The sequence below is a fragment of the Sphingomonas sp. EC-HK361 genome, from assembly GCF_902498785.1.
GTDB lineage: Bacteria > Pseudomonadota > Alphaproteobacteria > Sphingomonadales > Sphingomonadaceae > Sphingomonas.
This window is the reverse complement of the sequence record NZ_LR701494.1, coordinates 394,608-420,395: the sequence shown is the minus strand read 5'-3', so window position 1 is coordinate 420,395 and position 25,788 is coordinate 394,608. Positions and strand designations below refer to the sequence as shown.

The 25,788-nt window shown below is 65.9% G+C and carries 23 protein-coding genes; 11 read left to right on the top strand and 12 right to left on the bottom strand.

Annotated features, from left to right (window positions below; all coding sequences use genetic code 11):
- Positions 1–9: 9 nt before the first annotated feature.
- From BOS5A_RS09200 to BOS5A_RS09175, 6 genes are all read right to left on the bottom strand, one after another.
- Positions 10–1,263 (bottom strand): N-succinylarginine dihydrolase, encoded by a 1,254-nt coding sequence (locus BOS5A_RS09200; RefSeq protein ID WP_151954906.1) that lies wholly within the window; start codon positions 1,261–1,263, stop codon positions 10–12.
- Positions 1,263–2,279 carry an arginine N-succinyltransferase gene (locus BOS5A_RS09195; RefSeq protein ID WP_151954905.1) on the bottom strand — a complete coding sequence of 339 codons (1,017 nt, stop codon included), beginning with the start codon at positions 2,277–2,279 and terminating at the stop codon, positions 1,263–1,265. Before BOS5A_RS09195 ends, BOS5A_RS09200 begins: the two co-directional genes overlap by 1 nt.
- Positions 2,276–3,484, bottom strand: a complete 1,209-nt coding sequence (locus BOS5A_RS09190) for a hydrolase (RefSeq protein WP_151954904.1) — start codon at positions 3,482–3,484, stop codon at positions 2,276–2,278. Before BOS5A_RS09190 ends, BOS5A_RS09195 begins: the two co-directional genes overlap by 4 nt.
- A gap of 46 nt (positions 3,485–3,530) precedes the next feature.
- Positions 3,531–4,424 (bottom strand): DUF481 domain-containing protein, encoded by an 894-nt coding sequence (locus BOS5A_RS09185; RefSeq protein ID WP_325058539.1) that lies wholly within the window; start codon positions 4,422–4,424, stop codon positions 3,531–3,533.
- 68 nt (positions 4,425–4,492) lie between these two features.
- On the bottom strand, positions 4,493–4,975 hold the full coding sequence (locus tag BOS5A_RS09180; RefSeq protein ID WP_151954903.1) for an RNA pyrophosphohydrolase: 483 nt from the start codon (positions 4,973–4,975) through the stop codon (positions 4,493–4,495).
- Between the two features lie 6 nt (positions 4,976–4,981).
- Positions 4,982–5,995, bottom strand: a complete 1,014-nt coding sequence (locus tag BOS5A_RS09175; protein ID WP_151955929.1) for an alpha/beta hydrolase — start codon at positions 5,993–5,995, stop codon at positions 4,982–4,984.
- Positions 5,996–6,061: 66 nt separating this feature from the next.
- Here BOS5A_RS09175 and BOS5A_RS09170 point away from each other — a divergent pair, with 66 nt between their 5' ends.
- The 5 genes from BOS5A_RS09170 (at position 6,062) to BOS5A_RS09150 (ending at position 12,615) form a co-directional block, all read left to right on the top strand.
- Positions 6,062–6,991, top strand: a complete 930-nt coding sequence (locus BOS5A_RS09170; RefSeq protein WP_151954902.1) for a histone deacetylase family protein — start codon at positions 6,062–6,064, stop codon at positions 6,989–6,991.
- 97 nt (positions 6,992–7,088) lie between these two features.
- Positions 7,089–8,957 (top strand): 2-oxoacid:acceptor oxidoreductase subunit alpha, encoded by a 1,869-nt coding sequence (locus BOS5A_RS09165; RefSeq protein ID WP_151954901.1) that lies wholly within the window; start codon positions 7,089–7,091, stop codon positions 8,955–8,957.
- Positions 8,954–9,985 carry a 2-oxoacid:ferredoxin oxidoreductase subunit beta gene (locus BOS5A_RS09160; protein WP_151954900.1) on the top strand — a complete coding sequence of 344 codons (1,032 nt, stop codon included), beginning with the start codon at positions 8,954–8,956 and terminating at the stop codon, positions 9,983–9,985. Before BOS5A_RS09165 ends, BOS5A_RS09160 begins: the two co-directional genes overlap by 4 nt.
- On the top strand, positions 9,982–11,346 hold the full coding sequence (locus BOS5A_RS09155; protein ID WP_151954899.1) for a cryptochrome/photolyase family protein: 1,365 nt from the start codon (positions 9,982–9,984) through the stop codon (positions 11,344–11,346). Before BOS5A_RS09160 ends, BOS5A_RS09155 begins: the two co-directional genes overlap by 4 nt.
- 42 nt (positions 11,347–11,388) lie before the next feature.
- On the top strand, positions 11,389–12,615 hold the full coding sequence (locus BOS5A_RS09150) for an SAM-dependent methyltransferase (protein ID WP_234419285.1): 1,227 nt from the start codon (positions 11,389–11,391) through the stop codon (positions 12,613–12,615).
- On the opposite strand, the gene BOS5A_RS09145 is transcribed toward BOS5A_RS09150, so the two are convergent.
- Entirely contained in the window at positions 12,612–13,325 is a 714-nt protein-coding gene (locus BOS5A_RS09145; RefSeq protein ID WP_151954898.1) for an SDR family NAD(P)-dependent oxidoreductase, read from the bottom strand. The genes BOS5A_RS09150 and BOS5A_RS09145 overlap by 4 nt on opposite strands.
- A gap of 26 nt (positions 13,326–13,351) precedes the next feature.
- Positions 13,352–14,809: an amidophosphoribosyltransferase gene (gene purF / locus BOS5A_RS09140; RefSeq protein WP_151954897.1), complete on the bottom strand. Its 1,458-nt coding sequence runs from the start codon at positions 14,807–14,809 to the stop codon at positions 13,352–13,354.
- 159 nt (positions 14,810–14,968) lie between these two features.
- Between purF and hisI the strand changes: the two genes are divergently transcribed.
- Genes hisI through BOS5A_RS09120 form a run of 4 tightly spaced genes read left to right on the top strand, consistent with a single transcriptional unit; the run spans position 14,969 to position 18,083 of the window.
- Positions 14,969–15,331, top strand: coding sequence for a phosphoribosyl-AMP cyclohydrolase (gene hisI / locus BOS5A_RS09135; protein ID WP_151954896.1), 363 nt, complete (start codon positions 14,969–14,971; stop codon positions 15,329–15,331).
- Complete coding sequence (locus tag BOS5A_RS09130) at positions 15,328–15,825, top strand: hypothetical protein (protein ID WP_234419284.1); 498 nt, start codon at positions 15,328–15,330, stop codon at positions 15,823–15,825. Before hisI ends, BOS5A_RS09130 begins: the two co-directional genes overlap by 4 nt.
- A gap of 31 nt (positions 15,826–15,856) precedes the next feature.
- Positions 15,857–16,279: a MerR family transcriptional regulator gene (locus tag BOS5A_RS09125; RefSeq protein ID WP_151954895.1), complete on the top strand. Its 423-nt coding sequence runs from the start codon at positions 15,857–15,859 to the stop codon at positions 16,277–16,279.
- 1 nt (position 16,280) lies between these two features.
- Entirely contained in the window at positions 16,281–18,083 is a 1,803-nt protein-coding gene (locus BOS5A_RS09120; RefSeq protein ID WP_151954894.1) for an acyl-CoA dehydrogenase C-terminal domain-containing protein, read from the top strand.
- Here BOS5A_RS09120 and BOS5A_RS09115 read toward each other — a convergent pair.
- The 3 genes from BOS5A_RS09115 to BOS5A_RS09105 all read right to left on the bottom strand — a co-directional run bounded on the left by BOS5A_RS09115 (position 18,070) and on the right by BOS5A_RS09105 (position 21,692).
- On the bottom strand, positions 18,070–19,359 hold the full coding sequence (locus tag BOS5A_RS09115; protein ID WP_151954893.1) for a cell wall hydrolase: 1,290 nt from the start codon (positions 19,357–19,359) through the stop codon (positions 18,070–18,072). The genes BOS5A_RS09120 and BOS5A_RS09115 overlap by 14 nt on opposite strands.
- A 135-nt stretch (positions 19,360–19,494) precedes the next feature.
- Positions 19,495–20,415, bottom strand: a complete 921-nt coding sequence (gene cysK / locus BOS5A_RS09110; RefSeq protein ID WP_151954892.1) for a cysteine synthase A — start codon at positions 20,413–20,415, stop codon at positions 19,495–19,497.
- Positions 20,412–21,692 (bottom strand): MFS transporter, encoded by a 1,281-nt coding sequence (locus tag BOS5A_RS09105; protein WP_151954891.1) that lies wholly within the window; start codon positions 21,690–21,692, stop codon positions 20,412–20,414. Before BOS5A_RS09105 ends, cysK begins: the two co-directional genes overlap by 4 nt.
- A gap of 134 nt (positions 21,693–21,826) precedes the next feature.
- Between BOS5A_RS09105 and pdhA the strand changes: the two genes are divergently transcribed.
- The gene (gene pdhA, locus BOS5A_RS09100; RefSeq protein ID WP_442800512.1) at positions 21,827–22,894 is read left to right on the top strand and encodes a pyruvate dehydrogenase (acetyl-transferring) E1 component subunit alpha; all 1,068 of its coding nucleotides are present in this window, start codon (positions 21,827–21,829) and stop codon (positions 22,892–22,894) included.
- Position 22,895: 1 nt separating this feature from the next.
- Complete coding sequence (locus BOS5A_RS09095; RefSeq protein WP_151954890.1) at positions 22,896–24,296, top strand: pyruvate dehydrogenase complex E1 component subunit beta; 1,401 nt, start codon at positions 22,896–22,898, stop codon at positions 24,294–24,296.
- A gap of 45 nt (positions 24,297–24,341) precedes the next feature.
- Here the strand turns inward: BOS5A_RS09095 and BOS5A_RS09090 are convergent, their stop codons facing one another.
- Positions 24,342–25,787 (bottom strand): TadE/TadG family type IV pilus assembly protein, encoded by a 1,446-nt coding sequence (locus BOS5A_RS09090; RefSeq protein WP_199857318.1) that lies wholly within the window; start codon positions 25,785–25,787, stop codon positions 24,342–24,344.
- Between the last annotated feature and the right edge of the window lies 1 nt (position 25,788).

Below are 25,788 nucleotides of genomic sequence, written 5' to 3'. Positions count from 1 at the left end.
CGCCAGTGGTTAACTGTCAATTAACCCGACAAGATCGAGGCATCCGAGAAGCGCCGCGCGCGCGCGCTCGATCTGATTGACCAGTGCCGTTTCGCTTATCGCTGCGGCGTCGATGGTCTCCGGCCAATGGCAGCGGATGACGTCCGCGATCCGGTCGAGCTTCCCATCGTCGACGAGGAAGCGCGGGTCCACGGTCGCGGGATCGGCGACCACACGCAGGCGCAGACATGCGGGGCCGCCACCATTGGCCATCGATTCGCGCACATCGACGACCTCGACGGCCCGGATCGGACCGTTGCCTGCGATATGGCTCTGCAACCAGGCCCAGACCGCGGGATTGTCACGCGATTCGCCGGGAACGATCAGCGCTTGCTCACCACCTGGCGGGCTGACGAGCTGCGCGTTGAAGAGATAGGATCCGATCGCGTCCGCCAGGCTGACCGCGCTTGCCGGAACCTCGACGATTTCCACCTCGGGCATCAGCGCGCGCAGATCGGCGTAGACGCGGTCCTTGTCGGCAAAGGCCAGCTCATGCGCGAAGAGCGTGCGCTCGTTCGCGACCGCGACGACGTCGTTGTGGAAGGCGCCGGCAGCGATCGCCTCCTCCGATTGCTGGACGAAGAGCGTGCGCGCCGGATCGAGCCCGTGGGCCCGCACGATCGCCTCGCTTGCCTCGCGGTGCTGACGGGCGGGAAAGGGGCCGCCGCTGACACCGTAGACGAAGACCTCGATGCCCGGGCTGGCGTGATCGGCGCAGAGCCGCATGTGGTTCGCCGCGCCCTCGTCCCCGAACGGCGCGGGAACGGGTGGATGAACGACGAACGCCGGGTTCGCAAAGGCGAGCGCAAGTTGCGCGAGAGTCGCCGACGCCTCATGGCTGCGATGCGGCATCGTCACGAGATTGGCGACGGTCAGGTGGCAGCGTCCATCGCGGGTATCGGGCGCGGGCGAGACCGTCGCGGCATTGGCGGCCCACATGGCGGACGCCGACATCGCCTGCGCCTGCAGATGCGCGGGTGCCGCGGCGTAGTTCGTCGCCAACGCGCCAAGCCAGCGGTGATCGGGGCGCGGATGAGGGAGAAGTATGCCCTGAGTCAGCCCGAGCGCGAGGTTCGCACGCATCTTGGCGATCCCTTGCAGCGCGGCGGCGCGCGGATGCGATACGGCACCTGCGTTGCGCGTGGCGGCGAGATTGCCGGGGCTGAGACCGGCATAATTGTGGCTCGGCCCGACGATCCCGTCGAAGTTGATCTCGCGCAGCATCAACTGCGCGGCACGTAGGTGATCGTCGCATCTTCCCGCACGCCGAGCGCACGGGCGGCTTCGGCGTCGAGGACGGCGCGGTCGCCGACCTCGCGGACCTTGCCAAAGGTTGCGCGAAAATCCTTCAGCCGGCCGCTGGCGACGAGCGAGTCGACGCCGCCGTCGCGGTCGATCGCCTCGACCCGCGCGTCGCGCGCATTCCGGATCGTGCGGACATGGTCGGTTCGCGCGGTCATGGTCGGTCCGCCATCGAAGATGTCGATGTAGTTTTCGAATGCAAAGCCTTCATTTTCCAGCATTCGCATCGCCGCGCGGCCGGAAGGATGGGGCAGGCCGATCGCCGCGCGCGCGCTTTCGGAAAGCATCGCGGTGTAGATCGGGTGCTTGGGCATGAGATCTGCAATGAACTGGTGGCCATTGATCGCGTTGAACCGGTCAGCGTCCTGGAAATTCATCCCGAAGAAGCGGCCGGCCAGCCCGTCCCAGAAGGGCGACCCGCCGCCTTCGTCGATGATCCCGCGCAGTTCCGCGAGGATGCGGTCGGCGAAGCGCGGGCGGTTGGCACGGATGAAGAGGTAGCGCGCGCGCGCGAGCAGCAGGCCGAGGCCTCCGGCGCGCTCGCCGGGATGCAGGAACAGCCCGCCGACCTCGCTCGATCCTTCCAGGTCGGTCGCGAGCGCCAGCATCTCGGCGCGGAAAGTGCGGTCGAGTTCTCGGCTGTGCTGGGTCAGCGTGCCGATTCTGTAGCTGTAGAACGGATGCGTCTGGCCGATCTGGGTGAAGATCTGGCAGGTGCCGCGGACCTCGCGCGTTTCGGTGTTTTCGAGCATCAGCACGAACAACTCGTCGCGCGGTGCGGCGTGATCGCTTTCGAACGCGTCCTGGCTGCGATCGAGCTTCGCCTGCAGCGCCTTGCGATCGGGCGGCAGATTGGTGAACCCGCCGCCAGTCAGCTTGGCCATTTCGTAGAGTGGACCCAGATCGTCATCAGTGGCGGGGCGGATGACGAAGCTCACGGGCGACCTCTTTCGGCAATGCGCAAAATGGTTACGGCCGACAGCGCGGCGCGCTCGACCAGGCTTTCGGGGATCATGAATTCCTGCGGAGAATGGATCGCGCCGCCGCGCACGCCCATCGTATCGACGACGGGGACGCCGCAGGCCGCGATGTTGTTGCCGTCGCAAACCCCGCCGGTATCGCGCCACGCGATCGACAGGCCAAGATCGGCGCCCGCATCCTTGACCAGCGCGAAGAGTTTTCCGGCGCCGGGATCGATCGGCTTGGGCGGGCGATTGAAGCTGCCATGGACATGGACGCCGACGTCGCGCGCGGCGGCGACCTCGCGCGTGATCCGATCGATCGCGGCGCGTGCGCGCTCGATTTCGGCGGCGGCCTTCGGGCGGAAATTGATGCGGAGCACGGCACTGTCGGGGACGACATTGTTCGGCCCGCCACCGTCGATCTTCGCCGGGTTCACCGCGAGCGCGGGGCCGCCTTCCGCCGCGAGCCGAACCGCGATCTCCGCCGCAGCGACGACTGCGTTACGGCCTTCTTCCGGATTCCGCCCGGCATGGGCGCTGCGGCCGGTGACGACGATCGAGAAATTGCCGGTGCCACCCCGCGCGCCGGCGAGGGTGCCATCGGCGAGCGCCGGCTCGTAGGTGAGCGCGGCGACCTTGCCCGCCGCAACCTCGGCGAGCAGCGCCGCGGACGAGAAGGAGCCGGTTTCCTCATCGGAATTGACGACGATGTCGTAGCCGAGCTTGGGCGGAGCACCGGAGGCCTCAATCGTCTCCAGCGCGCCGAGCATCACCGACAGCCCGCCTTTCATATCCGCCACGCCGGGGCCGCCGAGGGTTCCGTCGTCGAGATCGGCCAGCGTCTGAAATGAATGATCGGGGGGATAGACCGTGTCCATATGGCCGGTGAAGAGCATGCGGATCGGCGCCTCGGGGCGGACGGACAGGTGCAGATGCCGGCCATTGGCGATGTCGCTGACGCGCCCGTCAACGCCGATACGCTCGGCATGCGAGGGTTCGACAAGGCGGAGCTCGCCGGGGAGCACCGAGAACGCGTCTGCGAGCATCCCGGCGACTTGCGCGAGACCGGCGACATTGCCCGTCCCGCTGTTGACCGCCGACCAGGCCCGCGTCCGCGCCAGCATCGCGTCGTGCGAAAGCCCGCCGATGACCTCCTGCTCTACCCTCGATAAACCCGCCATGGCGCCGCTGTTAGCCTGAAAGCGGCGCGTCGCGCCACCCCGCCAGTCAGAAGCTGTAGACGATCGACGCGCGCCCGATCGTGTCGGTGCCGACCCGCCCGATCGGCGGCTCGCTTTCATACTGAACGTTATAGGACAATTGCGCGGAGAGCGGTCCGATCAGCTTCGCTGCAAGCGCACTCGTGCTGCTGACCGTGCTGTTGTAGCGCTGGAGATAGGCCGACGCGTTCTGGTTGAAGGTCAGCCCGTTGGTCAGCTTCCAGGCGAGCGCCATCGTCCCGCGCGTCGCGAGACTGCTCTGCACCGTCCCGTCGGTGAAAGCGGTGCTCCGGTACGCCGGCCCCAATTCCAGATCGAGTTTCAGCGCCGGTTTCTGGATCGCGCTATACCCGGCACCGACCGACGCCGAATAGCGATCGGTGTAGCCCAGAAACCGGTCGCTCTCGAACTGCGCCGCGCCGTAGACGTAGCGTCGCGCGTCGATCTTGTAGTTGGGCTCGTAGGAGGCGAGGTAGTGCTCCCGGGTCTTGATGCCGAGCGATTCCTGATAGTCGGTCTGCAGCAGCAGCTTGTGGCGCCATTGCAGGCCCTCGCGAGTCACGTCGATGACTCCGGTAAAACCGAACGTGTCGGAATTGCCGGTGGTGACGTAGCCGCCAAGTTCCGCCCGCCCGCGCCACAGCTCGAGCGGTCCTGCTTCCTCGATCCGCTCGTTGCGTGCGCGCTGACGCTCGGCGAGCCATGTGTCGGCGATCTTCTGCACCGCGTCGCCGCTCGCCGGGTCCGCGGAGCGCGCATATTTGACGATCGTCGAAACCTCGCTCTCATTCCCGGACGACAGCGCCGCATCGAGCATCGCGCGGATCGGGGGTGGAATCAGCGGCGGATCATCGGCAGCGATCAGCAGCGGGGCGATGAGGAGGGGGAGCAGCCTGCGCACGACCGCTTCCGTAACGTCGGATAAAGAAGATTGAAACCGTTAACGCGACGGAACGAGTCCGCGCGGCGTTACGACGCGGCGGGGGAGAGATACGGGTCGAACGCCGCCAGAACCTGCTCGTATAGTGCGCGTTTGAACGGCACGATCATATGCGGGAGATCGCGAGGATCGGCCCACCGCCACGCGCGGAATTCGGGATGCGCGGTCTGGATGTCGACGTCGCGGTCCTCCCCGGTGAAACGGAAGAGGAACCAGCGCTGGCGCTGACCGCGATATCGGCCCTTCCACAGCTTGCCGACGAGTTCCGGCGGCAAATCGTAGAGAAGTTCCTCAGGCGCCTCGGCGATCAGCTCGACCAAATGCGCGGGGATACCGGTTTCTTCGCCGAGTTCGCGGATCGCGGTGTCGCGCGCGTCCTCGCCCGGCTCGATCCCGCCCTGCGGCATCTGCCACGCTTCCAGCGTCGAATCGATCCGCTGGCCGACGAAGACGCGTCCGTCCCGGTTGAGCAACATCACCCCGGCACAGGGACGGTAAGGCAGGTCGGTCATCGTGACTCAGCCAGCCGCCTGCGCCATGACCCGCTGCGCCTCCGCTTCGACGATCGCTGCCTTCACCTGCGCCAGATACCCCGCGACGTCGCCCTGCGACGACGGAATGCCCTGACGGATGGTGATGAAGCCGTGGATGTTGCCGACCGCCTCGCGGTAGGTCACGGGGATGCCGGCTTCGATCAGCGCTGCGGCATAGGCGCGGCCCTGATCGCGGATGGGATCGAGGCTGGCGGTGATGACGACCGCAGGCGGCAGGCCGGTCAGGTCGCCGGTCATCGGCGATCCGCGATAGTCGCTCATGTCCGCGCCGTAATGTTCGCCGAACCAGATCATGCCGTCGCGGGTCAGGACATAGCCGTCCGCGAAGGCGGCGAAGGACGGGTAGTCGTCGCGTGCCATGTCGGCGGCGGGATAGATCGGCGCCTGCACGAGCACGGGAACGGCAGCGGGCGAGTCGCGCAGCGCCATCGCGGTGGTGATGGTCAGCGTTCCGCCTGCGCTGTCGCCGCACAGGACGAGACCGGTCGCGGTGCGGCCGAGCTCCGCAGGATTCCCCGCGACCCAGCGTGCGGCGGCTTCGCAATCGTCAGGGGCCGCCGGCCACTTCGCCTCGGGCGCCAGACGGTAGTCGACCGACACGACCGGCAGATCGAGCTGGCGCGCCATTTCCGCGCAGAAGCTCGCATGCGTCTCGATATTGCCGATCACGAACCCGCCGCCGTGGAAGAAGACGACGACCGGCCCGGGCTCGCGCGAGGGACGGGGATCGAAGAGCCGCACGGGAATATCGCCACCGGAGCCGGACACGCGGAAATCCGCGATCGTCGCCAGTTCGCCTACCGGCGGGTCGGCGATGTCCTTCATCGCATGGTAGATCGCGCGCGCGCCCTCTGGCGGCAGTTCGTGCATCTTAGGCCCGGGCACCGAATTGACGTAGTTGAGGAAGGCTTCGACGTCCGGGCGGACATAGGGCCTATCGGGCGCGGGTCGCTCTTCCAGCGTCACTTCGATTTCCATGTCGGCCATGTCGCTCTCCTTGCGCCGGCGCTGGCGGCGCTGCGTTCGTCTGCCTAACTTAGCGCGATGATCGCGGTCGTCCACCATCCCGACTATGTCGCCGAAGCGCCGGCGCGATCGACCTATCGCTGGAACAAGAACGGCCTGATCCGCGATCTGCTGCTGGCGGAAGGCGCGGCGATCGACTGGCACGAGCCGCTGCCCATGTCGGCGCGCTGGATCGAGGAAGCGCACGATCCCGCCTATGTCGCAGAAGTGCTGGAGTGCCGCGTGCCTGCGGCCAAGATACGCCGGATCGGGTTTCCCGTGACTCGGGCGGTCGCGGCGCGCGCAGCTGTTGTGCCCGGCGGGACGTATCTGGCTGCGCAGCTTGCGCTGGAACGCGGCTATGCGGCGAACACTGCGGGTGGGAGCCATCACGCGCTTGCCGATACCGGTGCGGGCTTCTGCGTCTTCAACGATCTCGCGATTGCCGCGCTGCGGTTGGTCGGGGAGGGCACGCTGAATCGCGTCGCGATCGTCGATTGCGATGTGCACCAGGGCGACGGTAGCGCCGCGCTGACCGCGGGGCATCCAGGTATCGCCACCTATTCCATCCATGCGGAAAAGAATTTTCCGGCCCGCAAGGCGCGCTCGACGCTGGATGTGCCATTGCCCGACGCGACACGTGACGTGGCGTATCTTGAAACGCTGGAGCGCACGCTGGCGCCGTTCCTCGATACGCACCGGCCCGAACTCATCCTGTATCAGGCGGGGGTCGATCCCTTCATGGACGACCGGCTCGGCCGGCTTGCGCTCTCACTCGAGGGCCTGACTGCGCGCGAACGGCTCGTCGCACGCCTTGCGATCGATCGCGGCATCCCGCTCGCGAGCACCGTTGGCGGCGGCTATGGCGACGACGCGCTCGCCATCGCAAAACGCCATGTCGGCGCGATCCTGACGCTCGGCCGATGCTTCGCGGATGCGCGCGCCTTACGCTTAGGGGTGACGGCGTGAAGCTGGAGTTGTAGGGCTGATGGTTCATCTCGCTTGGGCTGGCACGCAGGCCTTGCCTAGAGCGTCTGACAACGATGTCCGCAGGAACAGTGCAGTAATGGCGACCGCCGCCCACGAAGTGACGCCCCAGGAGGCGTCGTCCCATCCAGCCGCCGAATCGATCGTCGTGCGCTTCGCCGGAGACTCTGGCGACGGCATGCAGCTGACCGGTGGCCAGTTCACCCTCTCGACCGCGCTCGCCGGCAATGATCTCGCGACCTTCCCCGACTTCCCGGCGGAAATCCGCGCGCCGCAGGGCACGCTGTTCGGGGTTTCCGCCTTCCAGATCAACTTCGGCTCGACCGCGATCGAAACCGCGGGCGATGCGCCCGACGTTCTCGTCGCGATGAACCCGGCCGCGCTCAAGACCAATGTCGAGGCGCTGAAGCCCGGCGGACTCATCATCGCCGACGAAGGCGAGTTCGGCGAACGAAACCTCGCCAAGGCGAAATACACCGCCAACCCGCTGACCGACGACAGCCTCGGACGCTGGCAACTGCTCAGCCTCAACATGTCGGCACTGACGCTGGAAGCGGTGAAGCCGTTCGGGCTCGGCAACAAGGAAGCGTTGCGCTGCAAGAACATGTGGACGCTGGGCCTCGCGCTCTGGATGTTCGATCGCGACCGGCAGCCGATCATCGACTGGCTGAAGACGAAGTTCGCCAAGATGCCGGTGTTGGCGGAGGCGAACATCGCGGCGCTCAACGCCGGCCATGCCTATGGCGAGACGGCCGAACTTTCGGGGCCGATGAAACAGCATTCCGTCGCCGCGGCGCCGGCCGAGGCGGGGCTCTACCGCACGGTGACCGGCGCGGAGGCGATCAGCCTCGGCCTGGTTGCGGGCGCTCAACTCGCCGATCTGCCGATGTTCTTCGGTGGCTATCCGATCACCCCGGCATCGGCGATCCTCCATCATCTGTCGCGACTGAAGGAATACCGGGTCACGACCTTCCAGGCGGAGGACGAGATCGCCGCGATCGCCTCGGCGATCGGCGCCTCCTATGCGGGACAGCTCGGCGTCACCTCGTCGTCCGGCCCGGGCATCGCGCTGAAGGGCGAAGCGATGGGACTTGCGATCATGACCGAGCTTCCGCTGGTCATCGTCAATTCGCAGCGCGGTGGGCCGTCGACGGGGCTTCCCACCAAGACCGAGCAATCCGATCTCTATCAGGCGGTCTATGGTCGCAACGGCGATGCACCGATGCCGGTGATCGCGGCGCGTTCGCCCGCCGATGCGTTCGAGGTGGCGATCGAGGCGGTGCGGATCGCCACCCAATATATGACCCCGGTGATGGTGCTGACCGATGGCTATATCGCCAACGCCGCCGAGCCGTGGAAAGTCCCTGATACGAGCAGCTTCGAGCCCTTTGGCGTCAAGTTTCTGGAAGAAGCGCCGGCGGGCGGCTTCAAGGCCTATGCGCGCGACGACAAGCTGGCGCGGCCGTGGGTCAAGCCGGGCACGCCCGGGCTGCTCCACCGCATCGGCGGGATCGAGAAGCAGGTCGGCACCGGGAACATCGACTACGGGTCCGAGAACCACCAGAAGATGACCGATATCCGGCATGAGAAGGTCGCAGGGATCGCGGTGCCAGACCAGGGGGTCGAACTCGGCGAGACGAGCGGCAGACTGGCGGTCGTCGGCTGGGGATCGACCTTCGGCCCGATCCATCAGGCGGTCCGCCGGGCACGCAAGCGCGGGCTCGACGTCAGCCACATCCACATCCGCCACATCGTGCCGATGCCGCGCAATCTCGGTGCACTTCTCAAGGGTTACGAGAAGATCATCGTACCGGAAATGAACACCGGCCAGCTCAAGACGGTGCTGCGCGACCGGTATCTTGTCGACGCGAAGCCGCTCAACAAGGTGTCCGGCCAACCCTTCCGCATCGCCGAGATCGAAGCCGCCATTGAAGGGGCGCTCGCATGAACGACATGACGCCAATCGCCACCAAGCCCAAGGACTGGGAAACCGATCAGGAGGTCCGCTGGTGCCCGGGTTGCGGGGACTATGCCATTTTGAAGGCGGTGCAGCGCACGATGCCGGAAATCGGCGCGCGGCCCGAAAACACGGTGTTCGTCAGCGGCATCGGCTGCTCGTCGCGCTTCCCCTATTACATGGAGACCTACGGCTTCCACACCATCCACGGTCGCGCGCCGGCGGTGGCGACGGGGGTGAAGCTCGCCAATCCTGAGCTCGATGTATGGATCATCACCGGCGACGGCGACGCGCTGTCGATCGGCGGCAACCACACGATGCACCTCATCCGCCGAAATCTCGATTGCCAGGTGCTGTTGTTCAACAATGAGATCTACGGGCTGACGAAGGGGCAGTATTCGCCGACCTCACGTATCGGCACGACCAGCCCCTCGACCCCGTTCGGCTCGGTCGATCGCCCCGCCAACCCTTGCGCGTTCGCGCTCGGTGCGCAGGCGCGGTTCGTCGCGCGCGCCATCGACGTTCACAAGAACCTGCCCTCGGTTCTGAAAGCTGCCTACGCCCACAAGGGCACCGGGTTCGTCGAGATTTTCCAGAACTGCATCGTCTATAATGACGACGTGTTCGCACCCTTCACCGACAAGGCGAATGCGGCCGGTAACCAGCTTTGGGTCGAGCACGGCAAGCCTCTGCTCTTCGCTGGCGGGACCAAGGGGCTGACGATGGACCGCGAGCGGCTGGTCCTGAAGGTCGTGGATGTGATCGATGGGGATTGGGACGGTGCGGACGTGATCGTCCATGATCAGACCAATCGCGGCCTCGCGCACATGCTCGTCGAGATGCCGGCAGGCACATTCCCGATGGCGCTCGGCGTCATTTTCGACGATCCCGCGCCGACCTTCGAGAGCGCGGTCGTCGAGCAGAATCGCGCAGCCTCGGCCGGCAAGCAGCCCGACCTGCAAAAGCTTCTGTCCAAGGGCCAGACCTGGATGGTCGACAAGCAACCGCACGAGATTTGAGCGAACCCGTCCTTCTCTGGCTGCGGCAGGACCTGCGGCTGCACGATCAGCCAGCGCTCGTAGCTGCCGCGGGCGAAGGGGTGGTCGTTCCCGTCTATATCCTCGACGACGATACGCCGGGCGACTGGCGGATGGGCGGGGCGCAGCGCTGGTGGCTGCACCATACGCTGAACGCCTTTGACGAATCGCTGCGCGCGAGGGAATCGCGGCTGATCCTTCGCCGCGGCAAGTCGGCGAGTGTGCTGAAGGCGCTGCTCAAGGAAACGGGTGCCACGCGAATCCACGCGACGCGGCACTGCGAACCGTGGTGGCGCGAGGCGGAGGACGCGCTTGGCGACACGCTATGCCTGCATGACGGCAACCGGCTCGCACCAACCGAGAGCGTGACGACCGGCGCGGGTGGACAGTTCAAGGTCTATTCGTCCTTCTGGAAGGCGCTGTCGCTGCAGATGCCGCCCGACGAGCCGCTGCCCATGCCGCGCAAGATCGACGTGCCGGCACATTGGCCGAAATCCGACCGGCTGGGTGATTGGGACTTGCTGCCGACCAAGCCCGATTGGGCGAAGGGATTTGCCGGATGGACGCCCGGCGAGGCGGCCGCGCGCAAGGCCGTCGCCGCTTTCGCGCCCATCGCGGATTCTTACGAAACCGACCGCAACCTGCCGTCGATCGAGGGCACATCGCGCCTGTCGCCGCACCTCCATTTCGGCGAAGTCAGCCCGCGCCACGTGTGGCATTCGATCAGCGGCCGCGGGCAGGGGGTGCAGACGTTCCGCAAGGAGCTGGCGTGGCGGGACTTCACTGCTGGCGTCGTCACTGCGCTGCCCGATTATGCCGACGCGAACGGACGGCCGAAGTTCGACAAGCTCCCGTGGCGAAGCGGTAAGGCGGCGAAAGCCGATCTGAGGGCGTGGCAGCGCGGGCAGACGGGGTATCCGATCGTCGATGCCGGGATGCGCCAGCTGTGGAGGACGGGTTGGATGCACAACCGCGTCCGGATGATCGCCGCGTCTTTCCTCATCAAGCATCTGCTGATCGACTGGCGCGAGGGCGAGCGCTGGTTCTGGGATACGCTGGTCGATGCCGATTACGGCAACAACGCGGTCAACTGGCAATGGGTCGCGGGGACGGGCGTCGATTCGAACATGTTCGGGCGGATCATGGCGCCGCTCGTCCAGTCCGAAAAATTCGATGCGGGCGACTATATCCGCGCCTGGGTCCCCGAACTCGCCGATGTGCGCGGTGATGCGATCCACGACCCGGAAAGCGCCGCCTGCCGCCCCCGATCCTACCCACCCAAGATCATCGGCCACCGCGAGGGGCGCGAGCGTGCGCTGGCGGCTGGCGAAAAGGCGCGCTGATCCCCTTTTCTCGGGCGGCGGAATGTGCAGATAGCCGGAGCGATGAACAGGGAAACGCGGCAGGAGCGGCAAAAGCCGGGCGGCAGGATCGCGCGCATCGTCGCGCCGATATTCCACCGCATGCTCGACCGGGTCGATTCCGGGCTGGCGGCGGGCGCGATCGAGGCGTCGCTGCCCGACGGGACGCGGCGGCTGCTCGGCGGCCGGGTGGAGGGGCCGCTTGCCATTGTTCATGTCGTGCGCTGGCGTGCGCTCTGGCGCCTCGCCAGCAGCGGGTCGGTCGGCTGGTATGAGGGTTGGGTCGCGGGCGACTGGACCTGCCCCGATCCGGTGCCGCTGTTCGATCTTTTCATGCGCAACGCGGTGACGTTGCGCCGAGTCGGTCGCGCTGGTGGTCCCGCCAAACTGGCCGCGCGCGCGTGGCATCGCCTGCGGCGCAACAGCCGCGCCGGCGCGCGGCGCAACATCGCGTTCCACTACGATCTGGGCAACGATTTCTACCGCGAATGGCTCGATCACAGTCTCACCTATTCGTCCGCGATCTTTGCCGAGCCGATCGATGTGGCGGAGCCGTTGACGCAGGCGCAGACGCGCAAGCTGCGCGCGGTACTAGCGCGGACGGAGACGAAGGCGGGCGACACCATCCTAGAGATCGGGTGCGGCTGGGGATCCTTCGCGGCGATCGCATCGGCGGCCGGGGTGCGTGTCCACGGCATCACGCTGTCGCGCGAGCAGAAGGAGGCAGTCGAGGCGCAGGCACTGCCCGGCGTTTCGGTCGCGATCACCGATTATCGCGACGTGGCGGGGAAGTTCGACGCGGTCGTGAGCATCGAGATGGTCGAAGCGGTCGGCCGCGAATATTGGGACGATTATGTCGCGGTCATCGCGCGCGCGCTGAAGCCGGGCGGGCGGGCAGCGATCCAGTATATCGCGATCGATGACGCGATCTTCGCGGAATATGCCGACGGCGTGGACTTCATCCAGCGCTACATCTTTCCCGGCGGGCTGCTGCTGTCCGAAACCCGGTTCCGCGCGATTGCGGAGTCGCATGGCCTGATGTGGCAGGACTGCGCGGGCTTCGGGCTACACTATGCGGAGACGCTCCGGCGTTGGCGCGAGGCGTTCGATCTTGCCGTGGACAAGGGGCGCCTGCCGGCCCGGTTCGACGCGCGGTTCGTCGATCTGTGGCGCTATTACCTGATGTATTGCGAGGGCGGCTTTCGCGGCGGCGGGATCGACGTGGCGCAGATCACGCTGGTGAAGCGCTAGGCTTCGACGCGTTCGACATGGCCCGCCGCGAACCCCTCTGACGCCAGCGCGGCGATCCGGTCGCCCACCACCGCCGGGTCCTTAACCGACGCAGGATCCTCGCCCGGATAGGCGCGCGCGCGCATTTTCGTGCGCGTGGCGCCGGGATCGACGATCGCGACGCGGATGCGGCTGATCTCTTCCATCTCGTCGCCATAAGCGAGCAGCAGCGTTTCGAATGCCGCCTTGGAGGCACCATATTGCCCCCAATAGGCGCGCGGCGTGCGACCGACGGACGATGTGATGCCGATGATCCGCGCATCCTTCGACCGGCGCAGCATCGGGTCGAACGCGGCGATCAGCGCGGCCTGCGCGCTGACGTTGAGCGTCAGGACGGAGGCGAATTCCTTGGGATCGATCGCCGGCACCGCGGCGAGCGCGCCGAGCATCGCGGCGTTCAGCACCAGGATGTCGAGCGCGTTCCACCGCTCGCCGATCGCCTTGGCCAGCCGCGCTATCGAATCGGTCTCGGTCAGGTCGAGCGGCGCGATGGTGGCGCTGCCGCCGGCGGCATGGATCGCTTCCTCGACCTCTTCCAGCCCGCCGGCGGTACGGGCGGTCAGGATGACGTGCGCGCCCGCCCGGCCAAGGGCGATCGCCGTCGCGGCGCCGATACCGCGGCTGGCGCCGGTGACGAGCGCAAGGCGGCCGGCAAGGGGCGTGTCGGTCATGGTATCTCCCATGCGGATCTTAGGGGTCAGGCGACGCGCTCGGCGAGCATCGCAAACTGATCGACGTCGGCGATTTCGTCGTGGTCGGTCAGCGTGGTCGGATAGTCGCCCGTGAAGCAGGCGTCGCAATATCGCGGCGAAACATCCGCCCGCTTGGCCTCGCCAAGCGCCTTGTAGAGGCCGTCGATCGACACGAACGACAGGCTGTCCGCGTGGATGAAATCGGTCATCCCGCCGAGGTCGAGCTTGGCCGCGAGCAGCTTCGCGCGCTCGGGCGTGTCGACCCCGTAGAAGCAGCTGTGCCGCGTCGGCGGCGAGGCGATTCGCATATGCACCTCCGCCGCGCCGGCTTCACGCATCATCTGCACGATCTTCAGGCTGGTGGTGCCGCGAACGATCGAATCGTCGATGAGGACAACCCGCTTGCCCTGGATGAGCGCGCGGTTCGCGTTGTGCTTCAGCTTCACGCCGAGATGGCGGACCTTGTCGCCCGGCTGGATGAAGGTGCGCCCGACATAATGCGAGCGGATGATGCCGAGCTCGAACGGGATGCCGCTTTCCTGTGCGTAGCCGATGGCCGCAGGCACCCCCGAATCAGGCACGGGGATGACCAGATCGGCCTCTACCGGCGCCTCGATCGCCAGTTGCGCGCCGATCGCCTTGCGCACCGAATACACCGAGTGATCGTCGACGATCGAATCGGGACGCGAGAAATACACCCATTCGAAGATGCACGGTCGCGCCGGCTGCTCGGCGAAGGGACGGATCGAGCGGATTTCGCCGTTCTGGACGATGACCAGCTCACCAGGATCGACCGCACGCTCGAACGTTGCGCCGACAACGTCCAGCGCTACGGTCTCGGACGCGAAGATCACCGCATCGCCCAGCTTGCCCATGACGAGTGGACGAATGCCGAGCGGATCGCGGCAGGCGATCATGCCTTCCGGCGTCATCACGATCAGCGAATAGGCGCCTTCGACCTGCTTCAGCGCGTCGATGAAGCGATCCAGCAGCGTGCGGTATTTGCTCGTCGCGACGAGATGGATGATCGTCTCGGTATCGCTGGTCGACTGGAAGATCGAGCCGCGGCGCACGAGTTCCTTGCGCAGCCGCATCGCGTTCGAGATGTTGCCGTTATGCGCCACCGCAAATCCGCCGGTCGAAAGTTCGGCGTAGAGCGGCTGCACGTTGCGCAGCGCCGTCTCGCCAGTTGTCGAATAGCGGACATGGCCTGCCGCGACCTCGCCCGGCAGCGCGCGGATGATCTCGTCGCGGTCGAAATTGCCCGCGACATGGCCCATTGCCCGGTGGGTGTGGAAGGATTCGCCGTCGAAGCTGGTGATCCCGGCCGCTTCCTGTCCGCGGTGCTGGAGCGCATGGAGGCCAAGCGCGACGAGGGCGGCGGCGCTGTCGGTGCCGGAAACACCGAAGATGCCGCACTCCTCGCGCAGCTTGTCGTCGTCGTAGGGGTGCGTGGTCAGCATGACGGTCCGTCTATGATGGCGCCCGCCATATAGGGTGGCGATCCGGGTTTGTCGCGCCCCGTGACACGGCGGTGTCACATATTTCGGTTTCGAGCGCAGCATGGGGGTGGAGATAGGCGAGCATCTGGCAGGCCGCGGCGTAACGCGGTAGCAGGCGTCATGCCCGACGATCGCGACACCGGCCTGACGCTCAATCCGAAATTCGACGCGGCCGGGATCCTCACCGCCGTCGTTACCGATGCCGCAACAGGCGCGCTGCTGATGGTCGCGCACATGAATGCCGAGGCTTTCGCCGCGACGCGGGCCACCGGCGAGGCGACGTTCTTTTCGCGCAGTCGAGGGCGATTGTGGAAGAAGGGCGAAACCTCCGGCAATGTGATGCGGGTCGTCGAGATGCGGATCGACTGCGATCAGGATGCGGTGTGGCTGATCGTCGAGCCGGCCGGGCCGGCGTGCCATACCGGGGCGGAGAGCTGCTTCTTCCGGCGGATCGGCGAGGACGGGCTGGAGCCGCTGACTTGAGAGGCGCGGTTGCCGCGATCATGCTACTGCTGCTCGCCGGGTGCGGCGCGGCGAAGCCGGCGCCCCCGGCGCAGACGCGGGATTCCGGCGAGAGACTGGAGCGCGCCGCCGCGAAGGCGGGGCTGATCGCGCCGATCGGCGACCCGACCGGGCTCTATGTCGCCGATACCGACCGGGTCTGCATTGTTCCTGCAAAGACCGATTTCAGGATCGGTGCGGTCATCGATTACGGCAATTCGCAAGGCTGCGGCGCCGTCGGAACGGCGCGTGTCGATGGCGCGCAGATGCAGGTCGAGTTTGGCGCTGGCTGCCGCTTCACCGCGAGGTTCGAAGGCGATAGAATTGTCTTTCCAACGAACTTGCCGCGAAGTTGCGACCGGTCCTGCACCGGCCGCGTCACGCTCGCCGCTCTCACCGTGCCGCGTCTCGGCGCGAGCATGTCGGAAGCGCGCACGATGCGCGATCCGCGCGGCGGGATGCCTTGCGCGTCTTGACGTTCACGTAAAGGCGAGTTAGTCGGCAGCCATGTCGACCGTTGCCGCCTATGCCGCGATCGAGCCGCGTCGCGACCGCGAATCCTTTTCCATTTCCGATCTCTCCGCCGAGTTCGACGTGACGCCGCGGGCGCTGCGTTTCTACGAGGACGAGGGGCTGATCTCGCCCGAAAGGCGCGGGACGGCGCGCATTTATTCGCACCGCGACCGCGCCCGGCTGGCGTGGATCTTGCGCGGCAAGCGGGTGGGCTTCTCGCTCGGCGAAATCCGCGAGATGATCGACCTCTACGATGTCGGCGATGGGCGCAACACGCAGCGCGCGGTCACCATCGATCGCTGCCGCCAGCGGATCGCGCTGCTCGAAGCGCAGAAGCGCGACATCGACGCCGCCATTGCCGAACTCGACGATTTCGTCGCGCTGCTCGACACCAATCCGCATCCCAAGGACGCCTGACATGCCGCAATTCACGCCCCCCGTTCGCGATACGCGCTTCGTTCTCGACCATGTCGTCGGCCTGCAGAATCATGCGAACGTCGAAGGGTTCGCCGCCGCGACACCCGACGTCGTCGATGCGGTGCTGGAGGAAGGCGGGCGCTTCGTGGCCGAGGTTTTGTTTCCGCTGAACCTGTCGGGCGATCAGGAAGGATGCACGCGCAACGCCGACGGGTCGGTGACCACGCCCGCGGGGTTCAAGGAGGCTTACGCCAAGTTCGTCGAGTCCGGATGGGGGACGCTGAGCGCGCCAGAGGCGTTTGGCGGGCAGGGGATGCCGCACGTCGTCTCCACTGCGTTCCAGGAGTATATGATCTCCGCCAACATGGCGTTCGCGATGTATCCGGGACTCGCGCACGGCGCGATCGCGGCACTGCTGGTGAAGGGGAGTCCGGAACAGCAGGCGAAGTATCTCCCGAACATGATCTCTGGTGCGTGGGGCGGGACGATGAACCTGACCGAGCCGCAGTGCGGCACCGATCTGGGGCTCATCAAGACGAAGGCGGAGCCGCAGGCGGACGGCTCCTACGCGATCACCGGCACCAAGATCTTCATCTCGGCGGGCGAGCATGACCTGACCGAGAACATCATCCACCTCGTCCTTGCCAAGACGCCGGGCGCGCCAGACAGCTCGAAGGGCATTTCGCTCTTCGTTGTGCCGAAAATCTTGGTGAACGAAGACGGCTCGCTGGGCGCGCGCAACGGCGTGTCGTGCGGTTCGATCGAGCACAAGATGGGCATCCACGCCAATTCGACCTGCGTGATGAATTATGACGGCGCGACCGGCTGGCTGGTCGGCAAGGAAATGAAGGGCCTGGCCGCGATGTTCATCATGATGAATGCGGCGCGGCTCGGTGTCGGGCTGCAGGGCCTCGCGGTCGGCGAGACGGCGTATCAGAATGCGGTGCACTATGCGCAGGATCGCCGGCAGGGTCGCGCGCTGACCGGTCCGGCCGAGCCGGGCGAGAAGGCCGACACGCTGTTCGTCCATCCCGATGTGCGGCGGATGCTGATGGACGCCAAAGCATGGACCGAGGGCCTGCGCGCGCTGTGCCTGTGGGGTGCGTTGCAGGTCGATCTGGAACATGCCGCCGCAGACGAGGGCGAGCGGCAGCTCGCGGCCGACCTGATCGGGCTGCTGACCCCGGTCATCAAGGGTGTCGGCACCGACAAGGGCTATGAGATCGCGACCAACGCCCAGCAGGTCTACGGCGGACACGGCTACATCGCCGAATGGGGGATGGAGCAATATGTCCGCGATGCGCGGATCGCGATGATCTACGAAGGCACCAACGGGGTGCAGGCGATGGATCTTGTCGGGCGCAAGCTGGCGCAGAATGGCGGCCGCGCGGTGCAGGCGTTCTTCAAGCTGGTTGGCGACGAGATCGCTGCAGCGAAGGGAAATGACGCCGTTGCCGAGTTCGCCGGTCGGCTCGAGAAGGCGCTGGGCGACCTTCAGGGCGCAACCATGTGGTTCATGGCGAACGGCATGCAGAACCCGAACAATGTCGGCGCCGGCGCCTACAGCTATATGCACCTGCTTGGCATCGTCGCGACCGGGCTGATGTGGCTGCGGATGGCGACTGCGGCGGCGGCGTTGAAGGCGGCGGGCGAGGGCGACGCGGTATTCCTCGACGCCAAGCTTGTCACCGCGCGCTATTTCGCTGAACGCGTCATGCCCGACACGGGCGCGCTGCGCCGCAAGATCGAAGGCGGGGCGGACGCCATCATGGCGCTACCGCCCGAGATGTTCATGGCTGCGTGACCGGGCCTGACTGGTCAGTCGGCGTCGCGATCGGCGCCGGCGGTCCGGCGGGCTTGCGGCGGACACCCGAGAGGTCGCCGACTCCGCGCGTCGGAACGACCGCTGGCGGCGCAACCGCACCGTTTTGCGGCGGGACAACCACGGGGGGCAGGCGAAGCACCTGCCGCTTCATGCACTGCGCCGTAGGGCGCTGAAACTCCGCGCAATTCCACAGCATCCGCTCGAGCCCCGCGCTTCGATCGCGCAGGTAGCTGAACGACATCGCGTTCATCTGTTCGGGCGTCATCGGCAGCGCTGCGGCCTTTTGGCGGAGATCCGTCCAGCCCAGCACCTTGCACTGCGCGAGGTCCCCGCACGCCTGCCTGGCGAGGGCGGGAAATTCACCGGCGCGCGTGGTCGGCAGGTTGGTGAGAAAGGTCCCTGGCTCGCTGGCGAGCGGTAGTGGCGCGCCGCCGGTATAAGGCGTCGCCTCGACGATCGCGGCATCGGCCTCACCCAGCGCGACGCCGGTGCGATGCTCGGGAGAGAGCATCGCGAGCTTCGCGATGGCGGGCTCGACCCCGCTGGGATGCCGGTTGAACGCAGGCGGCGTCCCCCACCAGCCGGTCCAGCGGAAGAAGAGGTGCGTGTGGACCTCGACGAGCTTGTCGAGGCTCGATTGCCAATACGGCACGACCCAATCGGTATGATAATGGGTGGCATAGCCGACGGGTTTGTAGACCGAGCCGGCGAGCGCCGCGCTCGCAACCTGTCGCGCGCGGCGCCACGCGGTGTCGGATGGGGTGCGCGACATCGCGCCGTCGCAGGTAAAGGTGAACTGGCAGCCGGTCGATCGCTCCGATCCTTGGAAGACGACGCCGCACACGGTCTTGGGAAATGCCGGGTGACGCAGGCGGTTGAGGACGACCTGCGCAACGGCGCGCTCCCCGACCGCGTCGTCGCCCGCTTCGTAATAGGCGGCCGCGGCGAGGCAGTCGGTGGCGCGCGCTAGGTTATCGGTGCTGCCGGCGAAATGGTAGGCGCGGGCGGCCGGGTTCGGGCCGCTGACGAACGGGATGCTGGCGTTGAACGCCTTGGCATCCTCGGGCGCCAAGTCCTGGATTTCCACGGGTTCGACGTCGGGAACGACGGTGGCGGGGGCCACGCGCTGGGGTCGCTTGACCTTGGCGGCGACGCGGATGGGGATGTGCGGCGGATGCAGCACCACAAGCGTCGGCAGCGTGATGGCTCCCACGGCGATCACCACGGATGCAATTTGGAGAGTGCGGAAACTCATAAAACAGCGCTGCCGGCCGAATGGGTCCCCGCGAAGGCGGGGACCCAGCCTGGGCTTCCGCCTTCGGGGTCCCCGCAAAGTAATACTTTGTGGGGTGCCCCTTCGCGGGAGCACATCGCGAACACCGTAGCCGACCTATGACTCCGGCAGGAAATCCGGCACCGACAGATAGCGCTCGCCGGTGTCGTAGTTGAAGCCGAGGACGCGCACGCCCTCCGGCAGATCGGGCAGCTTCTGGAGAATCGCGGCAAGCGTCGCGCCCGACGAGATGCCGACGAAGATGCCCTCCTCGCTCGCCGAGCGACGCGCCATGTCCTTGGCGATATCGGCGTCGACCTGAATCACGCCGTCCAGCGCGCGGGTGTGGAGGTTCGCCGGGATGAAGCCCGCGGCAAGCCCCTGGATCGGATGCGGCCCGGGCTGACCGCCGGAGATCACCGGGGACAGCGTGGGCTCGACGGCGAAGACCTTCAGGTCCGGCCATTCCTTCTTCAGAACCTCGGCCACGCCGGTGATGTGCCCGCCGGTGCCGACCCCGGTGATGATGACGTCGATCGGCGAATCACGGAAATCGTTCAGGATTTCCTGCGCCGTCGTGCGCGCGTGAACGTCGATATTGGCGGGATTTTCGAACTGCTGCGGCATCCAGCTATTGGGCGTCTGGTCGACGAGCTCGAGCGCGCGCTCGATCGCGCCTTTCATGCCCTTCTCGCGCGGTGTCAGGTCGAACGTCGCACCGTAGGCCAGCATCAGCCGGCGCCGCTCAAGCGACATCGATTCGGGCATCACCAGGATCAGCTTGTAACCCTTGACCGCGGCGACCATCGCCAGCCCGACGCCCGTGTTGCCGCTCGTCGGCTCGATGATCGTGCCGCCCGGTTTCAGGTGCCCGTCGCGCTCCGCCGCCTCGATCATCGCGAGCGCGATGCGGTCCTTGATCGATCCGCCGGGGTTGGACCGCTCGGACTTGATCCACACTTCGGATCCGGGAAACAGCTTCTGGAGACGGATATGCGGCGTGTTGCCGATCGTCTCGAGGATCGTGTTCGCCTTCATGATTGGGTCACTCCGTGTTGCGGGGGTGTATCGAGGATTTCGGGCGGGTCGAATGTCTTTGCAAGCCTCAGCTCGGGAAACAGCCGCGACCACATGAGCGTCACGACGATTGCGGCGACCCCGCCGAACGTAACCGCGCCGACAGGGCCGAGCAGCGACGCCATGAAGCCGGTTTCCGCCTCGCCGAGTTCGTTCGACGCCGAAATCGTGAGCTGGGACACGGCGCCGACGCGGCCGCGCATCTCGTCGGGGGTGTGGAGCTGGATCAGCGATTGCCGGACGTAGACCGAGACCATGTCGGCGGCGCCCGCGACGACGAGCGCGGCGAGGCTCAGCGGGAACCAGGTCGAGATACCGAAGGTCAGGATCGCGGCGGCGAAGATGAGCACCGCGATGAGCATTTTCACGCCGACATTCGCCTTCATGGGGCGGAAGGAAAACCAGATCGATCCCGCCGCCGCACCGATCCCCATGCCGGCCGCCAGCAGCCCCAGCCCGCTCGCGCCGACATGGAGGATATCGCGCGCATAGACCGGCAGCAGCGCAACCGCGCCTGCCAGCAGCACGACAAAGAGATCGAGCGTGATCGCCGCCAGCACCAGCCGGTTGTTGCGCACATAGGCGAAGCCGTCGATGATCCGGTGGAGGGGGTGGCGATCCTTCTGCGCGGGCGGCTGGGGCACCTTGCCGATGAAGAAGATGCCGCCCAGCGCGACGACGAACAGCACCGCGATCGTCGCATAGGCGATGTCGGGGTGGATGGCGTAGAGCACGCCGCCGACGCTGGGGCCCGCGATCGTCCCCGTCTGCCACGCGATCGAGCTGACCGCGATCGCCGTCGGCAGGCTCTCGCGCGGCACGAGGTTGGGCGCGAGCGCGGAATAGGCCGGCCCCGAAAAGGCGCGCGCGACGCCAACGAACGCCGCGGCGAGGAACAGGAATGGCAGCGACAGGTCGCCCAGATAGGTGAGAACGCTGAGCATCGCCGCGTTCAGCGTCAGCAGTGCCATCGTGCAGCGCACGATCCAGCGCCGGTCGAACGTATCGGCCGCGAGCCCCACGACGGGGGTCAGCAGGAACAGCGGCACGAACTGGACAAAGCCTATCATGCCGAGAAGAAAGGCGGCCTCCCGGATATCCATCGTCTGGCGCGCGATGCCGTAAACCTGCCAGCCGATGATGATCCCCTGCGCGCTGATTGCGATGGTGCCGAGGAAGCGGGAGATCCAGTAAGCGCGGAAATTCGCGATGCGTAAGGGGTGTAGCGGGCGGTCCATCGCCATCGGCTTTAGGCCTGCGCGTCTTGCAAGGGCAAGGCTGCGCACGGCTTCGCCCTTCCAAGGAATTGCAGTTGGCGCAAAAGCGGCGCTATAGGCGCGCTCTCCCCTACGGAACCGAGGTTTTTCCAATCGTGGCCAAAGCCCCCCGAGCGACCGCGCCGACATCCACACCGACTGGCGCCGAACCGCCGATCCCCAATCGCGAGCGCCCAGCCGAACCGCAGCCCTACAAGGCGTCGAAGGACGAGCTGCTGCAGTTCTACAAGGAAATGCTGCTGATCCGGCGTTTCGAGGAAAAGGCGGGACAGCTCTATGGTCTCGGCTTCATCGGTGGCTTCTGCCATCTGTATATCGGCCAGGAAGCGGTCGCGGTCGGCCTTCAGTCGGCGCTCGACGGCGACAAGGATTCGGTGATCACCGGGTATCGCGACCATGGCCACATGCTCGCCTACGGCATCGACCCCAAGGTCATCATGGCCGAGCTGACCGGGCGCGCCGCCGGTATCTCGAAGGGCAAGGGCGGGTCGATGCACATGTTCTCGACCGAGCATAAGTTCTACGGCGGCCACGGCATCGTCGGTGCGCAGGTCTCGCTCGGCGCTGGCCTTGCCTTCAAACACAAATACAGCGGCGACGGCGGCGTATGCATGGCCTATTTTGGCGACGGCGCGGCAAATCAGGGCCAGGTCTATGAAGCGTTCAACATGGCGGAGCTGTGGAAGCTGCCGGTGATCTTCGTCATCGAGAACAACCAGTATGCGATGGGCACCAGCGTCAATCGCGCAAGCTCCGAGGACCAGCTGTATCGCCGCGGCGAGAGCTTCCGCATCCCCGGCATCCAGGTGGACGGCATGGACGTGCTCGCCTGCCGCGGCGCGGCCGAGACGGCGCTCGCCTGGGTGCGTGCGGGCAAGGGGCCGGTCATCCTCGAGATGAAGACCTATCGCTACCGCGGCCATTCGATGTCCGATCCGGCCAAGTATCGCAGCCGCGACGAGGTGCAGGCGGTGCGCGACAAGTCCGACCCGATCGAGCACGTTAAGAAGCTGCTCGAAGCCGAAGGCGTGAAGGAAGATGCGCTGAAGACGGTCGAGCAGGAAATCCGCAAGATCGTGAACGAAGCGGCCGATTTCGCCGAGCAGACCCCAGAGCCCGATGCGGGCGAACTCTATACCGACGTGCTTGTGGAGACCTATTGAGATGGCGATCGACATCAAGATGCCGGCGCTTTCGCCCACAATGGAGGAAGGCACGCTCGCCAAGTGGCTCGTCAAGGAAGGCGACACGGTGAAGTCGGGCGATATCATGGCCGAGATCGAAACGGACAAGGCGACGATGGAGTTCGAGGCCGTCGATGAGGGCACGATCCTCAAGATCCTGGTCGCCGAAGGTTCCGACAATGTGAAGGTCGGCACCGTCATCGCGCAGCTTGGCGAGGAGGGTGAGGAAGCGACAGCGCCTGCCGCTCCCGCCAAAGCCGAGGCTGTTGAGCCGGCCAAGACCGATAAGGTCGAGGATTCGGCGCACCCGGCGCAGGAAAAGGTCGAGACCGGCGCACGCCAGATGTTCGAGGCGGCGAAGCATGACGCCGAGGTCCGCGATCCGGCCATTCCCGAGGGCACCGAGATGGTGAAGCTCACCGTCCGTGAAGCGCTGCGCGATGCGATGGCCGAGGAAATGCGCGCCGACCACCGCGTGTTCGTGATGGGCGAGGAAGTCGCGCAGTATCAGGGCGCCTACAAGGTCACGCAAGGGTTGCTGGACGAGTTCGGCGACCAGCGCGTCATCGATACGCCGATCACCGAATATGGCTTTGCGGGCGTCGGCACCGGCGCGGCGATGGGCGGGCTTCGTCCGATCGTCGAGTTCATGACGTTCAATTTCGCGATGCAGGCGATCGACCACATCGTGAACTCCGCCGCCAAGACGAACTACATGTCCGGCGGCCAGATGCGCTGCCCGATCGTGTTCCGCGGCCCCAACGGTGCGGCGAGCCGGGTCGGCGCGCAGCACTCGCAGAATTATGCGCCCTGGTATGCAAGCGTGCCCGGCCTCATCGTTATTGCGCCGTACGATGCAGCCGACGCCAAGGGCCTGATGAAGGCCGCGATCCGCACCGAGGACCCGGTCGTCTTCCTCGAGAACGAGCTGCTCTACGGCCGCTCGTTCGATGTGCCGAAGCTCGACGATTACGTCCTGCCGATCGGCAAGGCGCGGGTGATGCGCGAGGGGCAAGACGTGACGCTAGTCAGCTACTCGATCGGCGTCGGACTGGCGCTGGAAGCCGCCGAGACGCTGGCGGGCGAGGGTGTGGAAGCGGAAGTCATCGACCTGCGCACGCTGCGTCCACTCGACAAAAAGACGGTGCTCAAGAGTCTCGCCAAGACCAACCGGCTCGTCGTGGTGGAAGAAGGCTGGCCGACCTGCTCGATCGCGAGCGAGATCACCGCGATCGTGATGGAAGAAGGCTTCGACGACCTCGACGCGCCGGTGCTGCGCGTGACCAACGAGGACGTCCCGCTACCCTATGCGGCGAATCTGGAGAAGCAGGCGCTGATCAGCGCCGCGAAGATCGTCGCGGTGGTGAAGAAGGTTCTTTGAAGCCTTGAAACGCCCGGCGACATAGATATGTCGCCGGGCGTTCGTTTATTTGGTCAGGCGAGCGGTTGCCACCGCGGCCTGAAACAGTTTCGCCAACGCGCCCGAGATGTCCCCGTCCGTTTTTACTTCGGTGTAAAGGCCGGGAGAGGCGCAAGCCGAAAGGTTGTCGCCGATCTCCGATTGGAACGGCTTCACGTTGCTGTTGTAGAAGCTGTTCGTCGGTAGCGGCAGATAGGACGTGTATAGGATTGCGATCCGCAGCTTTAGGTTGTTCTTGATGTTCTCGCAGACCTGCGGATCGAGCGTGTAGGGCGACCGGGAATACGGAAATTTCGATGAAGGCCGTTCGAGCTGCCCGATCCAGCGGTTGTTGACGTTTCCGCCAACCGCCTCGTCCCGCACACCATCGGTCACGATGAAGACGACGCCCTGCGGCTTGTCGCCATTCACCCGCGTTCCGCCTCCGGGCGTCGAAGCATTCGACGTCACTCCGTTCGTCATCGCGGTAAAGCTGGTCGATGTGTCGTTGTTATAGACCCCTGACTTGCCGTCCGATGCGAGCGCGTAGCTGTTGGCCCACATGGGCGGAATCGTGATCGCGGACGCGACCTGCTTCACCTTTGCAAGGTCAGGGGTCATCGATTGAAGCTGCTGGTATGCAGCGTCAAAGGTCGCCACCGACATGCGGTAATTCGCGCCGTTGCTGGCAGCCGTCTGGGTAGCGGTATCGGTGAGATCCGCCGCCGCTTCGACGACGAGGTCAGACCGGAGCGTCACACCGAGGCTTCGCGCCAGCGCGAAATTGTCCATCGTCTTGCCGGTGCTCGGATCTTTGGGATTCCCCTTGGCGTCGCCACTGGTGCTGCTCGTCGACACATGGTGGCACCCGAAAGCGCAGCCGCCCTGGGCGCTGGTCTTCGAAACCATCAGATCGATACCCGACTGGGTGGCGGCGATCGCCATCGACGGCGAGTTGTCGAGCACCATGTAGAAGTCGATATCCGGCGCGACCATGTTGTTGGCGGTCGAGGAGCCGCCGATCGCGATCGTCGGTGAACCGAGCACGCCGGAAAAGGAATTCAAGGACAGCGCGTTATAGGAAACGACGGCGGTGCGCGATCCGGTGCCGTTGGGATGCGTGATCGTGATCGTCAGATTGGCCGGGTTGTAGGTCACGCCGTCGAGCAGTGCGACCTGCGTGTTGAACATGTTGCGCGCAGTCGTCGTCGCGGTCGCATCATCCTCGTCCATCATCGTCTGCGTGACGGCGGAAAGGGCTGCAGCGTCTGCGAGCGAGTTCATCTTGGTCTGCAACCGTGCCGCATGGGCGTAATCGACGCCCATCGCCGTGGCGAACGTCATCGGCACGACGGCGAAGCCGAAGATGATGAGAACGTTTCCAGAAGCATCGCTGCGCAACCGGGAAAGAAAGCGTTTGATCGTCATCGGCTCGGCCTTCGACTTCGATGGAATGAGTGCTGGTTTGGTCATG

Excerpts from the sequence above, each read along its gene's own strand:
- BOS5A_RS09120 (WP_151954894.1), top strand. The coding sequence starts at position 16,281 with ATGCCGCAATTCACGCCCCCCGTTCGCGATACGCGCTTCGTTCTCGAC.
- BOS5A_RS09090 (WP_199857318.1), bottom strand. The coding sequence starts at position 25,787 with ATGACCAAACCAGCACTCATTCCATCGAAGTCGAAGGCCGAGCCGATG.
- BOS5A_RS09165 (WP_151954901.1), top strand. The coding sequence starts at position 7,089 with ATGGCGACCGCCGCCCACGAAGTGACGCCCCAGGAGGCGTCGTCCCAT.
- purF (WP_151954897.1), bottom strand. The coding sequence starts at position 14,809 with ATGCTGACCACGCACCCCTACGACGACGACAAGCTGCGCGAGGAGTGC.
- BOS5A_RS09095 (WP_151954890.1), top strand. The coding sequence starts at position 22,896 with ATGGCGATCGACATCAAGATGCCGGCGCTTTCGCCCACAATGGAGGAA.
- hisI (WP_151954896.1), top strand. The coding sequence starts at position 14,969 with ATGCCCGACGATCGCGACACCGGCCTGACGCTCAATCCGAAATTCGAC.
- BOS5A_RS09125 (WP_151954895.1), top strand. The coding sequence starts at position 15,857 with ATGTCGACCGTTGCCGCCTATGCCGCGATCGAGCCGCGTCGCGACCGC.
- BOS5A_RS09190 (WP_151954904.1), bottom strand. The coding sequence starts at position 3,484 with ATGGCGGGTTTATCGAGGGTAGAGCAGGAGGTCATCGGCGGGCTTTCG.
- BOS5A_RS09115 (WP_151954893.1), bottom strand. The coding sequence starts at position 19,359 with ATGAGTTTCCGCACTCTCCAAATTGCATCCGTGGTGATCGCCGTGGGA.
- BOS5A_RS09200 (WP_151954906.1), bottom strand. The coding sequence starts at position 1,263 with ATGCTGCGCGAGATCAACTTCGACGGGATCGTCGGGCCGAGCCACAAT.
- BOS5A_RS09105 (WP_151954891.1), bottom strand. The coding sequence starts at position 21,692 with ATGGACCGCCCGCTACACCCCTTACGCATCGCGAATTTCCGCGCTTAC.
- BOS5A_RS09175 (WP_151955929.1), bottom strand. The coding sequence starts at position 5,995 with ATGGAAATCGAAGTGACGCTGGAAGAGCGACCCGCGCCCGATAGGCCC.
- BOS5A_RS09170 (WP_151954902.1), top strand. The coding sequence starts at position 6,062 with ATGATCGCGGTCGTCCACCATCCCGACTATGTCGCCGAAGCGCCGGCG.
- BOS5A_RS09180 (WP_151954903.1), bottom strand. The coding sequence starts at position 4,975 with ATGACCGACCTGCCTTACCGTCCCTGTGCCGGGGTGATGTTGCTCAAC.
- BOS5A_RS09160 (WP_151954900.1), top strand. The coding sequence starts at position 8,954 with ATGAACGACATGACGCCAATCGCCACCAAGCCCAAGGACTGGGAAACC.
- BOS5A_RS09150 (WP_234419285.1), top strand. The coding sequence starts at position 11,389 with ATGAACAGGGAAACGCGGCAGGAGCGGCAAAAGCCGGGCGGCAGGATC.
- BOS5A_RS09145 (WP_151954898.1), bottom strand. The coding sequence starts at position 13,325 with ATGACCGACACGCCCCTTGCCGGCCGCCTTGCGCTCGTCACCGGCGCC.
- cysK (WP_151954892.1), bottom strand. The coding sequence starts at position 20,415 with ATGAAGGCGAACACGATCCTCGAGACGATCGGCAACACGCCGCATATC.